The sequence below is a fragment of the Vibrio sp. 1167 genome (assembly GCF_033340375.1).
Lineage (GTDB): Bacteria > Pseudomonadota > Gammaproteobacteria > Enterobacterales > Vibrionaceae > Vibrio > Vibrio alginolyticus.
The window spans coordinates 490,868-505,049 of the sequence record NZ_JAWOWK010000001.1 but is presented as its reverse complement, the minus strand read 5'-3'; the positions used below and the strand labels follow the sequence as shown (position 1 = coordinate 505,049).

General features: G+C 44.2%; 12 protein-coding genes. 5 read left to right on the top strand and 7 right to left on the bottom strand.

The genetic code is table 11. The annotated features are described in order from the left end of the window. Positions 1-93: 93 nt before the first annotated feature. The 6 genes from R7Z78_RS02200 to deoD form a co-directional block, all read right to left on the bottom strand. Positions 94-1,224 (bottom strand): HlyD family secretion protein, encoded by a 1,131-nt coding sequence (locus R7Z78_RS02200; protein ID WP_017635479.1) that lies wholly within the window; start codon positions 1,222-1,224, stop codon positions 94-96. Next, positions 1,224-1,604, bottom strand: coding sequence for a DUF3302 domain-containing protein (locus tag R7Z78_RS02195; protein ID WP_005375135.1), 381 nt, complete (start codon positions 1,602-1,604; stop codon positions 1,224-1,226). Before R7Z78_RS02195 ends, R7Z78_RS02200 begins: the two co-directional genes overlap by 1 nt. A gap of 245 nt (positions 1,605-1,849) precedes the next feature. Continuing rightward, positions 1,850-3,433: a GGDEF domain-containing protein gene (locus R7Z78_RS02190; protein WP_033906722.1), complete on the bottom strand. Its 1,584-nt coding sequence runs from the start codon at positions 3,431-3,433 to the stop codon at positions 1,850-1,852. Then, positions 3,417-4,901: a hypothetical protein gene (locus R7Z78_RS02185; RefSeq protein WP_005375137.1), complete on the bottom strand. Its 1,485-nt coding sequence runs from the start codon at positions 4,899-4,901 to the stop codon at positions 3,417-3,419. Before R7Z78_RS02185 ends, R7Z78_RS02190 begins: the two co-directional genes overlap by 17 nt. Positions 4,902-5,067: 166 nt before the next feature. Next, entirely contained in the window at positions 5,068-6,537 is a 1,470-nt protein-coding gene (locus tag R7Z78_RS02180) for a hypothetical protein (protein ID WP_005375138.1), read from the bottom strand. 70 nt (positions 6,538-6,607) lie between these two features. Continuing rightward, positions 6,608-7,318 carry a purine-nucleoside phosphorylase gene (gene deoD / locus R7Z78_RS02175; protein ID WP_005375140.1) on the bottom strand — a complete coding sequence of 237 codons (711 nt, stop codon included), beginning with the start codon at positions 7,316-7,318 and terminating at the stop codon, positions 6,608-6,610. 398 nt (positions 7,319-7,716) lie between these two features. Between deoD and R7Z78_RS02170 the strand changes: the two genes are divergently transcribed. From R7Z78_RS02170 to R7Z78_RS02155, 4 genes are read left to right on the top strand one after another with little or no spacing between them, the layout of a single operon-like run. Continuing rightward, positions 7,717-8,667: a YbgA family protein gene (locus tag R7Z78_RS02170; protein ID WP_005383935.1), complete on the top strand. Its 951-nt coding sequence runs from the start codon at positions 7,717-7,719 to the stop codon at positions 8,665-8,667. Then, positions 8,657-9,457 (top strand): MerR family transcriptional regulator, encoded by an 801-nt coding sequence (locus R7Z78_RS02165; protein ID WP_005375142.1) that lies wholly within the window; start codon positions 8,657-8,659, stop codon positions 9,455-9,457. Before R7Z78_RS02170 ends, R7Z78_RS02165 begins: the two co-directional genes overlap by 11 nt. Before the next feature lie 22 nt (positions 9,458-9,479). Further along, a complete protein-coding gene (gene phrB / locus R7Z78_RS02160) occupies positions 9,480-10,895 on the top strand; it encodes a deoxyribodipyrimidine photo-lyase (RefSeq protein ID WP_104976446.1) in 1,416 nt (471 codons plus the stop codon). 6 nt (positions 10,896-10,901) lie between these two features. Then, positions 10,902-11,828, top strand: coding sequence for a L,D-transpeptidase family protein (locus R7Z78_RS02155; RefSeq protein WP_017820509.1), 927 nt, complete (start codon positions 10,902-10,904; stop codon positions 11,826-11,828). A gap of 26 nt (positions 11,829-11,854) precedes the next feature. On the opposite strand, the gene R7Z78_RS02150 is transcribed toward R7Z78_RS02155, so the two are convergent. Then, positions 11,855-12,109 carry an Lpp/OprI family alanine-zipper lipoprotein gene (locus tag R7Z78_RS02150; RefSeq protein ID WP_005375145.1) on the bottom strand — a complete coding sequence of 85 codons (255 nt, stop codon included), beginning with the start codon at positions 12,107-12,109 and terminating at the stop codon, positions 11,855-11,857. A gap of 550 nt (positions 12,110-12,659) precedes the next feature. On the opposite strand from R7Z78_RS02150, the gene R7Z78_RS02145 reads away from it, so the two are divergent. Next, positions 12,660-14,003 carry a DEAD/DEAH box helicase gene (locus tag R7Z78_RS02145; protein WP_031812859.1) on the top strand — a complete coding sequence of 448 codons (1,344 nt, stop codon included), beginning with the start codon at positions 12,660-12,662 and terminating at the stop codon, positions 14,001-14,003. The last annotated feature ends 179 nt before the right edge of the window (positions 14,004-14,182 follow it).

The following is a 14,182-nucleotide window of genomic DNA, read 5'->3' as shown; positions in this document are numbered from 1 at the left end:
TGGATGGCTAGAATGAATCAGGGGCTGATCGTCAGCCCCTGATTACACTGTTTGATGTTATTTTTACCGATAAATGAATGCGCTATATGTTCATTAATGGTCGAGGTATAAATAGTTCTGCCAGCTCTTCATACGAATAAGAACTTTGCGCATCACTGATACGTGAGTAAAGCTGTCTGAATAAACTGCAACTTCAACCGCAGTACCCATTGGTAGGTGGTATCCACTCAAGTCGTCGGCAATTTTCAGCTTCGCAAAAACACGTCCGCTCGTGCGCAAGGCATCAGTCCCAAGCAGAGCGCCTCGCGCTTGAATTTGGCTTTCACCAATGGCTGGAATCACGTCAATGACTTCGCCACGGAACACTTTGCCCGGAATTGCGCGGAACATAAATTCTGCTTCAAAGCCTGGCTTCAAGCGTTGTAATGAGTTCTGTCTGAATGCCGCGGTGTACGTAATGTCTTCGGTATGTACGAAGGTCATTGCCGGGGCAAGTGGCAACGGCACAGCCATAACACCAGGACGCAAAGCCAATTGCGTAACGTAACCATCGGTTGGCGCACGAACGACGGTTTGCTCTAGGTTAAACTCTGCTTTACGCAGCTCGGCAAGAAGTTGCGCGACTTGGGTATTTTCGCCTCCGATTTCAGAGTCCAGAGCGATTTGCGCTTGTTCTTGTTGCAAAATCGCAACGTCTAACATGGCTTCTGCCGCTTTATACGCTTGGCGTCGAGTATCCAAATCTTGTTCAGTAAACGCGCCACGATCAAAGCCCCTTTGATATCGGCTAAATTCCCTTTGTGCTTTATCTCTGTCCGCTTGCGCTTTCAATACAGCAGCTTCTGCCTCTCTTAGATCAGACTCTAAGCCCAACGCACCTTGGCTTGCTTCTTTGACTTTCGCTTCCAGGCGAGCAACTTCTGCTTCAAAAGGCACAGGATCGATTTTGAAAAGAATATCGCCCGTTTTGAGCGGTTGGTTGGCCTGGACTGGCACTTCCACCACGCGGCCACGCACGCCAGAGACGATAGGCGTAGTCGGGAACACTTGGTTACCCAATTGAGTAAATGGGTGGTTGTAGTTCATAAGCAGCACGAGTGTGCCCACTAACACTACGCCGCCAAGTACGGCGGTTGGAACGGTCCATTTGTTTAGAGGAATATTGAAAATTTTAAAAATGGCAATACAAAGAGCTGCGTAAGTCAGAATCAGCAATAAGTCCATTATTCGTCCTCTTTACTTTGTTCAGGCAAAGGCTTTTGCTGAATCTTTTGTTGTTTCAACATCGATACTTCGTTTTTGAGTTCGTTGACTTCATCGATGAGTTCTTCAAGGCGGTGATGAATGTCGTGTGTTTCTTGTTCTAGTTGTTTAAAACCCCAGCCGCGTTCCTTGCGCCATAATGTTGCCCAGATCCATAAAAATGGCCACAGCGCATGCAAAGTGAAAAGGCTGACCCAGCCAGCGTAGTGAATTGCGTCTTGGTGCGGGTGCTCTCTCTCTTTGGCGATTTCATATGGAATATCATGGATGACAATGATTCCGTAAAAGATCACTAAAGCAACGAAGATGAGTAACCCAAGTGCAAAATAGTCTAGAAACATCTTACCTACCTGTGCTTATTGCGAAATGGAAAATCTACGTAAATTAACAATTTAAGTATTTGTCTTAACTACAGATGAATCAAGCGGTTTTTATGTAGGAATTATGTTTATGCGATGTAAGTATCCACTGATGTTTATTGGCAGTTAAGGTGTTGCTGAGTACTTATTTAAACAAGCAGTGAAGTGATATAGGAAGGATAAGTAACAAGTATACTAAAGCCCCAGATATCAACCGGGGGCATGGTTTAAAGTTCGGTACAGACTTGGTTTCTGCCATTGGCTTTGGCGCGATAAAGAGCTTTGTCTGCACGATAAAAAGTTCGCTGAGTATTCTCGCCTTCTCGATGCAAGGTAATCCCTATGGATACGGTCAGCCCCCGTTCACCAAGAATATCGTCCCAACCATATTGATAAATCCGTTCACGATAATTCTCGGCATGCATTTCTGCGCGTTCCAGTTGGGTATTCTCAAGGATCACGAGGAACTCTTCACCACCAAATCGTACGCACGATGCGCCTTTAAATCTGAAGTAGGACGCCAGTTCCTGTGACACACTTTTGATCGCTTTGTCGCCCACCAAGTGGCTTAGTTCGTCATTGATGGATTTGAAGTGATCGATATCGATGACCATCAATGCAAATGCAGTATCGTGCAGAAGTAGATCTTTTAGTTTAACTTCTAACCAGCGTCGGTTGTGTAAAGACGTAAGTGGATCGGTAAAGACGTCCTGCTGTAGCTGAGCAACAGTATTTTTATGCTGCTTGGTGGTTTCTTTTAGTTCTTTGTTTTCTAGCTCTGACAAAATGAGTTTGAGTTGTAACTCAAAGCGTGAAAGTCGGCGTAGTTGAGCAGACCCTAACTCACCGATCGGAATATGTTTTACAAGATCAGATTCGATTCTATGCGCTTTTTTTTCACAATTTAATGCTTCTTGATACAACCCTTGAGAGGCGTAAACTTGACTCATCGCGTTATAAAAATGCTGAGTAACGATAGGAGATAGCTGCTTTTGAATCCTTTTACTGATGGAGTCCAACGTTAAATTAGCTAAAGAAGTGTGCCCTACACCGTTTAGACAATACGCAGTCTCAATTTTGACCATCGTGGATAACCAGTATGTAGTGGCACTACCCGTTGTATACTGAACATTCGAAATAGCCAGCAACGCATTGGGGTAGTCTTCTTGCAGACGATGTAATTTGGCTCGGTAGAGGTGAATTTGTGCGGCGAGGTTTTTATCACTGACGAGAATGCTCAGTTCTTCACATTCACTCAGCAGCTCTTTGGCGTCTGCGGTACGGTTTAAGCTGATATAACAGGCAAGCATGTACAGCTTGTAACGAAGGCGTAGGGATCGACTGCCAATAGCGTGATCGATAGCATCTATTTTTTGATAATAACGTAATGCACGTTGGTGATCCCCATAGGCATCGCACAAATTACCCATTCCAATAATGGCCAATACGTACTCATCAATATAGCCGTACTCGACGGCGATATTGGTTGAAGCAACATACTCGGTTAATGCCGCATTGTAGTCACCTAATTCAACTAAACGCTCACTCAAGCTTGCTTTCACAGAAAGAATATCTTCCACATCTTCTGGTAAAACAAGCAACTCAAGGGCTTGTTTCAATTCACTAATGCTGTCGTTGAGCTGTTTGATCTCTCTTCGATACTCGGCGCTAATGATATAGCAATGCGCTTTATCTCGGTTTGTTGACGCAATATGTAACCCTATGTGTTCCCATAGCGTAATCGCTTCTTCACCTGAAACGGAAGAAGGATCGATACCTGCGTCAGTCACCTTGCTAAGCAGTTGTTCCATTCTTCATTACCTCAATATAACTTTCTTCGAGCTGTTCTAACGTGAATGGGAAGGTCAGGATATCTTGCAAATACAGTATCGGTTTCGGGCCTTTGATTCCGCGTCGCTTCCATGGATAGATGTCTAACATCGCTTGGACAGTGCGGTAGACCTCTTCTGCTGCTTGACCTTTTTCTGCAATTAACATTGCTAGCCTGTTACTGGAAATTCTCGAGATGAGGTCGCTGGAGGTTGTCAATGCATGAACGAGCTCGGTACAAACATCGAGAACTTCGGGGTTTGAATGCTGAATCATAATGATGGCGTGGTTAGAGCGTTTGAGCTCCGTTTTAAACAAAACTAACTGTTCCCACCAGTAGGTCTCAGAAACGACATTAGAGAACTGTTTTTCAGGGTCGTATTCGTGTTGAGAGCGAATATGATTGATCAGCTTACGTGCTCGCTGCTCTAGTTGGCGTTTAGAGCCTCTTGCTTTATCCATGCTGATTCGATGAGTTTGTTCTTTGAGCATTTTGAGTGCGTGCTTACGGTATTTCTTGAACGCGTTAAACGCAGACTCAAAGTCACCTTGTTCTTCAGCGACTCGTGATTGTTGGAAGCAAATTTGGCTGAGTAGCTCACCGTGGTCGAAACTGAGTGCAGACTCTTCTGCTGCAAGTAGCAACTTGGCAGCGCTGTCTGTATTTTGGCGCAAAAGCTCAAGTCTTGCTCGGCTAATAAAAGAGTGTGCTTTCATCCAAACAAGGTCATGCTCAATGGCGAGCTGGTGGGCTTTTTGGGTGGCTTCTTCGGCCGCATCAAGGCGTTCTAGTCCAAGCAGTGCTAACCCTTTAAAGTCCCAGATCTCGGCTTGCCACGTACTGTCATCATGATCTTTTAATACTTCGGTTGCTCCATCCAGTACCGTAAGCATCTCGACAAACTTATTTAGTAAGTAATAGTCCCAAGCTAATAGGATGCGCGCTTTGCCTTCTAACCAAGCAATACGAACATTGTTTGCCACTTTAACGGCTAACTCATGAGTTGAAGCGGCAAGTTGGTGTTCATTAGTGATGCGCCATACATTACCAAGCCCAATTAGAGATTCGATTTGAATTTCAACATCATCAACAAGAGCAGATTGTTCGAGCGCATTAATCCAATATTGTTGCGCGGAATAATACTTTGCTTGGCCCCAATATTGGAGAGCAAAAAGATGGAGAATTTCCGGGAGATGATCGTCGGTTTCAAGCTGTGTTTGTTTGCTGTAAGCGTCTTTGACGAGTTTTAAGCCTTGTCGGTAATCCATTAGGCACCAACAGCATTGCGCCATGATGAGTAAGGCTTTGATCTCTCCGTCCACAAATAAAATTTGTTCCGCGCGGATACGATATTGCTGCGCAATATTAAAGGTATGTTTAGGGGCCGATTTTATTTGGCCTTTAAGCTTAGTGAGATCATCTTCTAGCTGAATTTGGTTTTTATCCAACGTTCACATCCATGACTATCGAACTGGAAATCACACCTAATATTAAGTGGTTAGATGCATGTTTCTTTACCAAAGCGATGCGGATAACGTTTTGGTAAACGATCAGGGGCCGTAATGTATACCGTTACAACCCCTAATTACTACATCTAAATTACCAATAGAATAGCTACGATAGGAGCTGTTTGATTGTCAAAGGTGCATCAGAGACTTCTAACCTTTGTGCAGCGGTAAGACCTTGTTTATCCTGATAGCACAAATTATGCCAAGCTCTGAATATATCTAAAAGAGGTAAAATACCAGCAGGTCGTAATTTGCGACGTGGCTCGTTAATGAAGCTTTCGAAAAGAATCTGAAAGCGGTTTTGATAAAACTTCACATGACGAGTTGTCGCAACGTTAAACCATTTTTCAGGCTCATTTTGATCGCCAGCGAGGTAGCAAATGCCTTTGTGGTTTTCGTTTTGACTAGAGATTGCCCAACGATCGCGCCACCAACTCATATAGGCGATATCGACTTTGCCAAAGGGAGTGCTCATGTCCCAACTAGCGTCCTCTTCTACGTACATCAAGTCGACACTTTTCTCTTTAATACGAGGTAAACAAACGCTCAGTGCAGCTGAACGTAGTAGGGGATCTTGAGGCATGTATAGAGATACACGTTTGTTTGGGCAGCACATATCAAGTACGTGCAAATAGTGTGCATACGAGGTGTATGGCGGACGGACTAATGCCCCTTTTGAAGGGTAATGAAATACAGATAGATTACCAAGAGGGTCTTCTACGTTACCGCGAGCCAAAATTGTTTGGTATTTTTGGTCAATTCGCTCTCTGAGGTGATAAGAAGGTTCCGCAAGCGGCTCACTTGCTTCCGCTACATACTCCTGGGAAACAAAACGAGACACCTCATCGTAAGGATTATGATCGAGCGTTGCGATTGGTTCTTCATCAGCGGAATAATTGACGTGCTGGCAAAGAATATAGCCAGAATGCGCTTCGCCAGAAACAATCCAATACACACCGTTATTGCTGTTCGGTTGCAATGCAATATAGTTTGAGGCCAATTCATAATGCGTTGCGTGGTTTACCCAGCGCGCATCAATGGTTGCAAGCTTGCGGCGGCAGCGGCTAGCTATATGGTCAACATGGTCGTAAAAGGTTTTTGGGTTAATACTAAGCTTACGGCAGATTTCTCGTACGGAATATCCCGTAAACAACAAGCCCATCAAGTTCTCTTGAAACTGAAGCTTCTTGTTGGCACCAGACCACTTGTCGACAAAGGTACTTTGACACACTTTACAGCGGTAACGTTGGCGATCGCCACTGTAACCGAAAGCGTGATAGAGGTGTTTGTGAGTGTGGACAGAAAGTCCAAAGTTGTCGCAATCATCATTACGGCAAGCAGGCAACCCGTCACTGTGGACGTGCCGCAGGCGATGAAGTTCGTTCACGACATCGCGATTATTAAGTAAGGGGGGGAAAGCTCCACATTCACGGCATACCATCGCCGGACGCTTAGGGTTCGCATGTTGCAGAACGTAACGCTTTGCATCACTCAATCCAAAGTTGTCACACGCCAATGTTTTACAAAAGTTGAGTTGTAACCCATCTGCGTCTTTTGGCAGTTCGCCGTTAGACACAATCGCCCCCTCGGGATAATTCGGGCAGCCAGCATAACTCTGGCTGCAAATTATTACTTACTATTTGTTCTTAGATGTTGATTGCAGTTTCTAGTGCAACTTTCATCATGTCGTTGAACGACTTCTGACGCTCTTCTGAGCTTAGTTTTTCACCACGGATGATGTGGTCAGAAACTGTCAGGATAGTCAGTGCTTTCGCGCCTAGGTCAGCTGCTACGCCGTAGATACCAGCCGCTTCCATGTCTACACCTAGGATGCCTAGTTTTTCCATCTTCTCGAAGATGTCTGCTTCTGGTGTGTAGAACAGGTCTGCAGAGAATACGTTACCTACTTTTACAGGCACTTCCTGAGCGCGTGCTTGGTTAACTGCTTCTTCTAGAAGACCGTAATCAGCGATTGCTGCGAAATCGTGGTTGTTGAAACGGATACGGTTAACTTTAGAGTCTGTAGAAGCACCCATACCGATAACAACGTCCATTAGTTTCACGTCGTCACGTACTGCACCACAGCTACCCACACGGATAACGTTTTTCACGCCGTATTCAGCGATTAGCTCGTGTACGTAGATACAGCAAGACGGGATACCCATGCCGTGGCCCATTACAGAAACTTTTTTGCCTTTGTAAGTGCCAGTAAAGCCGAACATGTTGCGAACGTCACAAACTTGTTTCACATCTTCTAGGAACGTTTCAGCGATGTATTTAGCGCGCAACGGGTCGCCTGGCATCAGAACTGTTTCAGCGAAATCACCTGGTTGTGCGTTAATGTGTGGGGTTGCCATAAGTGCTCTCCAAAGTTTTGTTTTGATAAAACGCCTCTATTATAGAACGCTATTACCAATTCTGTTGAACTTGTTCGTTTTCGTTGAGGCAATAATATCGGGACGTACAGTAGCCCCTTGAGAGCTTAGTCACAAAAACCACGCATTTAGAAACTGCAACTCCTATTGATAACTAAATCTGTTGAAACCAAAAGAGCAATCGATTTGCTTTTGAGCAGTTTGTCGATTGCGCGCACAAATTCTTTGTTTTTGGGCCAAACTTTTTTCTGAAAGCTGGTTGATCGAAATACTTTCGAGTGAAGTAAAACGATTAAATTGTACAACTTATTTTCTTGTACAATCTGGAAAGGCTTGCTATAAGTTATACAACAAAACTTTTTGTATAGGGATGCGTCATCATGGAATCTTCAATCAAAGTAGGTATCAGTTCGTGTGTTTTGGGTGAACGAGTGCGTTTTGACTCTGGTCATAAGGTGAGCAACTTTGTGACTAAAGAGCTCAGCCCGTATTTTGACTTTGTTTCGGTATGCCCTGAAGTCGGCGTAGGTATGCCAGTACCCCGTCCAACAATTCGTCTTGTTTCTAATGAAGAGCGTGTTGCATTGGTTGAAACCAAAAATCCAGAAAATGATCATACCGACAATATGCTCACTTACTCGGCCAATAAAGTAGATGAACTTCAAAGCGAGCAGCTTTGTGGTTACATCGTTTGTGCCAAGTCACCAACTTGTGGCATGGAGCGAGTCAAGGTTTACAGCAAGAACAGTGCTGCGAAAGAAGGTGTTGGCTTGTATACACAAACATTGATGCAAAAAATGCCTTGGTTGCCTGTTGAAGAGGATGGCAGACTTAACGACCCTGTATTGAAAGAAAATTTTATTACTCGAGTATTTTGTCTAAATGACTTTTACGACTCGATGGATGGTGAGCCTACTCGTGGCAAAATCATCGACTTTCATTCGCGCTACAAACTGACGTTAATGGCACACCACCCAGAGTCATACCGATCCCTTGGCCGCTTAGTTGCCGATGTCGCTAATTATGAAATTGAAGACTTTTACCAAGAGTATCGTTTAGGACTGATGAAGGCGTTAACGAATCGGGCTAGCCGCAAAAATAACACAAATGTGTTGATGCATTTACAAGGGTACTTCAAACGCTCACTAACTAAAGAAGAAAAAGAAGAGTTAGCGACAGTGATTCACGACTACCGTATTGGAATGCTGCCTCTGCTAGCACCACTTACGTTGATTAAGCATTACTTAAATACTTACCCAGACGAGTATTTATCAAAACAGAAGTTTTTAGAACCGTATCCGCAGGAGATGAGATTACGCTATGGTTTGTAGTTCAGAAGAAAAACTATACGCGATCCGAGATGTCGCAGAAATCACGGGTGTAAAACCAGTTACGCTGAGAGCTTGGCAACGAAGATACAACTTGATCCAACCTCAGCGAACTGAAAAAGGACACAGACTTTATCGCCAGCAAGATCTCGATACGATTCGCGAAGTCCAGAGCTGGCTCGCGAAGGGGATTTCGATTGGTAAAGTGAAGGGGCTGCTAGGAAAAAGCGCCGATGTCGAAGTCAAAAACGAGGTTCGCACACTCGAAGAAGTTGAAAACATGCTGCTTGCGCTGTCTACCCTGAATCGAGGAAAAGCAGAGAGTTTACTTGCCTCTGTTCTTAAAGAGTACCCACTAAAACTCGTTATTGATCAGTTTATTAGCCCAGTATTTGATGCGCTAGACATGGTAAAAGGATCGTTGCGATCCTTGCAGGTAGGGTTATTTCAGACTTGTTTGATTACTCGACTTGCCCTTGTTATCGATTCTGAAAACAAAGCCGCTTCCAAAGGAAAGTGTCTGCTCATTAGCTTTGAACAAAACAGAGAATCTGAGAGTTGGATTCAAGCAGCGAAGCTTTGTGAACAAGGGTATCACACGACTTTGATCGATAAGGTTGATGATGTTTCTGGTCTACTAGATCATGAGGTCATTGAAAATGGTTCGTTTATCTACCTTTTCTCCAATAAAGCACTAGCTGCTAAACAAGTAGCGTCCATCAAAATGCTTCACGCACAGCTAGGTGATCGGATGGGGTGCTCTGAAGTGATAGAGAAATTACACCTAACTTAGTAGACAAAAGATAGGAGCTACCATGATTTTAGTATGGTTTCGACGTGACTTGCGTACGTTAGACCACACGGCACTCAAAGCGGCATTGGATTCAGGGCAGCCTGTCGTCGCTTGCTTTATCGCGACGCCAGAGCAGTGGCGGGAGCATCACATGGCGCCGATGCAGGCAGACCTCATTGCTCGTCGCTTAGCTTGTCTTAACGAGGAGCTTGAAAGCCTTAATATTCCCTTTTTGTACAAAGAGGTACCGTCGTTTTCCGATTGTACAGATGTGATTAGTGGGTGGGCGGAAACACTTGAAGCCACGTCTGTCATGGCAAACATTCACTATGAGGTGAACGAACGAGAGCTCGATACACAAGTAAGTGAAGCGTTAGCTTCTCACGATATCGAATTTGAACTGTTTCATGACAAATGTGTGCACGCGCCAACGACGGTTCTTAATAAGCAAGGCGAATATTTTAAGGTATTTACGCCATTCAAGCGTGCTTGGTTAACGCAGTTCCATATGCCGACGGTAGTAAAACCTCACGAGCAAGCGCTACTCAATAAAAAGGTACTCGAACAATTAGAGTCGGCTCGATTTAATTCAAGCTTCACATTTAGCTATCCTCGAGAATCCAGTGAAGACTGGCTGGCTTCGACTAATGATATTTTGAAGCAGCTTAGGGAATTTGCACGGGAGCGCAGTGACGCGTATCAAAGCGAGCGAGACTTTCCAGCTATTGATGGCACTAGCCAACTGTCTCCATACCTTGCGATTGGCGCGCTATCACCAAGGCAGTGTATTGCTCGTTTGTATGCTGAAAATCAACAAAATGACCTTACAGAAGGGAAAGCAACTTGGTTAAGTGAGATCATTTGGCGTGAGTTTTATCAGCACCTATTGGTTTTCGAACCAAAACTCGTCAAAGGCAAAGGATTTATCGATTGGGAGGATAAAATCCAGTGGTCCTATGATGAGAAGGCCTTTGAGCGATGGAAGACAGGAACAACAGGATACCCAATCGTTGATGCAGCAATGCGTCAGCTCAATCAAACAGGTTGGATGCACAATCGATTACGTATGATTGTCGCGAGCTTTCTTACCAAGGACTTACATATTGATTGGCGATGGGGAGAAGCGTACTTCATGAGTAAGCTGGTGGACGGCGATTTTGCAGCGAACAATGGTGGCTGGCAATGGTCTGCTTCTACGGGCTGTGACGGGCAGCCATACTTTCGTATTTTCAACCCGATAAGCCAAGGCGAAAAGTTCGATGCTAATGGTGAATTTGTGCGCCACTGGGTACCAGAAATCAAAAGTGTACCGAACAAATACATCCATAAACCTTGGACTTGGGAGGGCTTTTCTTTACTGGAATATCACAAGCCGATGGTTGATCACAAGACAGAAAGAGAGATAACCTTACAGCTCTTTAAAAGTGCCAAGGAATAGAGTGAAATGCTTAGCAAAAAGCGATCAATGAGTTTCGCAAAACGTACCCTGCTATCTGTGTCGTTATCTTTAGTGAGTGGTCTATCATTCGCTAAGATGTACGAATTACCAGAGGATGGAAGCCGTTTAATTGGTCGCCTTGAAAACCACGTCGTGCAAGAAGGCGAAACCATGGCAAATATCGCTAAGCTCTACGATGTGGGTATGCTAGGTTTAATGGCCGCAAACAAAGGCGTGGATCCCTTCTTACCAGAAGAGGGGCATGTTCTTACTATTCCGACACAGCTAATCCTCCCAGACGTACCTTATAAAGGTATCGTTATTAATCTAGCCGAGCTGCGCTTATATTACTTTCCGAAAGGAGAGAATATTGTCCATGTATTTCCTGTCGGAATTGGCCGAATAGGGCGCGATACCCCAGTAATGACAACGCGTATCAGCCAAAAACGACCGAACCCTACATGGACTCCTCCAGCCTCTATTCGTGCCGAGTACAAAGCAAAGGGCATTGACCTACCAGCCGTTGTTCCTGCGGGGCCTGATAATCCACTTGGTATGTTTGCATTGCGTTTAGCTTACGGGAATGGCGAATACCTAATTCATGGTACCAACAAGGACTTTGGGATTGGTATGCGAGTCAGCGCGGGTTGTATTCGTATGGACCCAAGTGACATTGAGTGGTTATTTGACAAGGTTCGTAACGGCGAAGACGTTAACATCATTAACCAGCCTATCAAAATGACACTTGAGCCTGACAGAAGTGTGTTCTTAGAAGCACATGAGCCTTTGACTCGTAGTAATGGCGAGAAAGATGAACTCAAAGTGCCGAAAGAGTTAAAGTGGTGGCTGGATGAATTCGGTATGAAAAACGTGAAGGCTAAAGCAGCAATCGCTGCACAGAATGGGGTTCCTGTCGAAATAACCGCGCCTTAACGGGCGTTAAGACGCGGTATCAAATCTTACTTAGTGTAAGACTGAGCGATGTTATCGATACGCTCGTTAGCACGCTCAGCTTCTTCTTGAGCAGCCATTGCTGCTGCGCCTGATTTTTGAACGTCAGATTGAAGAGCTTGTACGTCTTGGCTTAGTTGGCTAACTTGGTTGCTTAGTTCGTCTAATTTTGCTGCATTTGCTGTAGCTGCGTCATCAGAAGAAGCACAACCGGCTAGTAGAAGTACTGAAGTTGCTGCAGCTGCGATCAACGTTTTGTTCATATAAGAACTCCTTGCTTATAGTGAAAGTCTCGCCACTAACTATTATTTTATACAGTAGCGAGGTTAAATGTGGTTACATTTTATCAGTACATGATGTAGCAAAAGTCAAAAAAACCCAAGAATTTCATGGAGTACCTGACGTCAACTTTTACCTGAACTTAACAAAGTTTAACTACCTATCCTTTATTTCGTTCTCACAACAGTTTTCATAGCAGGTGTATTTGCCACGTTCCTGATATCAATAATTTAGACGATATTGACACAAATGAAAGTTTATTGGCCCAAATAACTGCTATTTAAGTCGTTTTGTTGATGGATAGAAGGCATATTTGAACGGCTTTTCTCTAAACTTCCTGTCCAGCTGCTCATCAAAAAGGCTAGTCTTTACTCTGAACTGAGCCACAAATGATGTTTTACCGTTACCACAGGGAATTAGTTTGTGTGATCTCTATCTATACTCCTATGATTTGCGGTATTATACCGAGCTTTATTTTTTTGCTGCGTTAGAGCGGAAACGACACTACAGAGCGCTCAGACGCTGACTGATTTATTGGAGAATACTTTGCAATTTAAAGATCTAGGCCTAGACAACCGATTGTTGAAGAACCTAAAACACTACGATTTTAAAAAAGCGACTGACATTCAGCAGCAGGCGATTCCTGTTGCGATTGCAGGCAAGGATCTATTGGCATCTTCGAAAACAGGTTCGGGCAAGACTTTGGCGTTTGTATTGCCAATGCTTCATAAGTCTTTAAAGACAAAATCGTTTTCTGCGAAAGACCCTCGCGCGGTAATCCTTGCTCCTACTCGTGAGCTAGCGAAACAAGTATATGGTGAGCTTCGTTCTATGCTAGCTGGCCTATCTTATGAAGCAGCACTGATTTTGGGTGGTGAGAACTTTAACGATCAAGTAAAAGCTCTGCGTCGTTACCCGAAATTTATCGTGGCGACACCAGGACGTTTGGCTGATCACTTAGATCATCGTTCGCTTTATCTGGATGGTTTGGAAACGCTGATTCTTGACGAAGCAGACCGTATGTTGGATTTGGGCTTTGCACCAGAGCTTCGTCGCATTCATAAAGCAGCCAAGCATCGTCGTCGTCAAACGTTGATGTTCTCTGCGACATTAGATCATGCAGACGTCAATGAAATCGCGGCTGAAATGCTCAATGCGCCAAAGCGTATTGCTATCGGCGTTTCTAACGAAGAACATAAAGATATTACGCAAAAATTTTACTTGTGTGATCACCTGGATCATAAAGAGGCAATTTTAGATCGTGTTCTTTCTGAGGCTGAATACCGTCAAGTTATTATCTTTACGGCAACGCGTGATGATACTGAGCGACTAACAGAAAAGCTGAACGAAAAGAAACTGAAGGCTGTAGCACTAAGTGGTAACTTGAACCAGACTCAACGTAACACCATTATGAGTCAGTTTGAGCGCGCAGTATTTAAGATCCTTGTAACGACTGATGTTGCTTCCCGCGGTTTGGATATTGCAACTGTGACACACGTCATCAACTTCGATATGCCAAAGCATACCGAAGAATACGTACACCGAGTTGGTCGTACTGGTCGTGCTGGAAACAAAGGGGATGCAATCTCTCTTGTTGGTCCAAAAGACTGGGATAGCTTTAAACGTGTAGAAGCATACCTACAACAAGATCTTGAGTTTTCATTGTTCGAAGATTTGAAAGGTAAGTTTAAAGGCCTTAAGCCACCTAAACCAGATTTCCGCAATAAGAAAGCGACCGCAAAGAAAGCTCGCCCTCAAGCGAAAAAATCGGCGAAAAAACCAGCTAAGCGTGACAAGAGCTTCTACAAAAACGTATCTGTGGGTGATGATGTCTTCATCCCTAAGAAAAAACCAGCGGCACCGAGCTCTGAAGAGTAAAAGCTGCTGTAGTTTCCCATTGATTTTAGTTCTTAAAAATCCGAGTGTTCGCACTCGGATTTTTTATGTCTGTCGCTAGGTGAAATAGCGTCTTTCCATACTCACTCGTTAGTCAGCTTTTATATCTGTCTGGTTGTATATAAACAGCATAGAACGCTAATTTAGGAAGTTATTAAGTT

Bases quoted from the DNA above. Each gene is read 5' to 3' on its own strand.
- R7Z78_RS02200 (WP_017635479.1), bottom strand. From the start codon at position 1,224: ATGGACTTATTGCTGATTCTGACTTACGCAGCTCTTTGTATTGCCATT.
- R7Z78_RS02195 (WP_005375135.1), bottom strand. From the start codon at position 1,604: ATGTTTCTAGACTATTTTGCACTTGGGTTACTCATCTTCGTTGCTTTA.
- R7Z78_RS02190 (WP_033906722.1), bottom strand. From the start codon at position 3,433: ATGGAACAACTGCTTAGCAAGGTGACTGACGCAGGTATCGATCCTTCT.
- deoD (WP_005375140.1), bottom strand. From the start codon at position 7,318: ATGGCAACCCCACACATTAACGCACAACCAGGTGATTTCGCTGAAACA.
- R7Z78_RS02170 (WP_005383935.1), top strand. From the start codon at position 7,717: ATGGAATCTTCAATCAAAGTAGGTATCAGTTCGTGTGTTTTGGGTGAA.
- R7Z78_RS02165 (WP_005375142.1), top strand. From the start codon at position 8,657: ATGGTTTGTAGTTCAGAAGAAAAACTATACGCGATCCGAGATGTCGCA.
- phrB (WP_104976446.1), top strand. From the start codon at position 9,480: ATGATTTTAGTATGGTTTCGACGTGACTTGCGTACGTTAGACCACACG.
- R7Z78_RS02155 (WP_017820509.1), top strand. From the start codon at position 10,902: ATGCTTAGCAAAAAGCGATCAATGAGTTTCGCAAAACGTACCCTGCTA.
- R7Z78_RS02150 (WP_005375145.1), bottom strand. From the start codon at position 12,109: ATGAACAAAACGTTGATCGCAGCTGCAGCAACTTCAGTACTTCTACTA.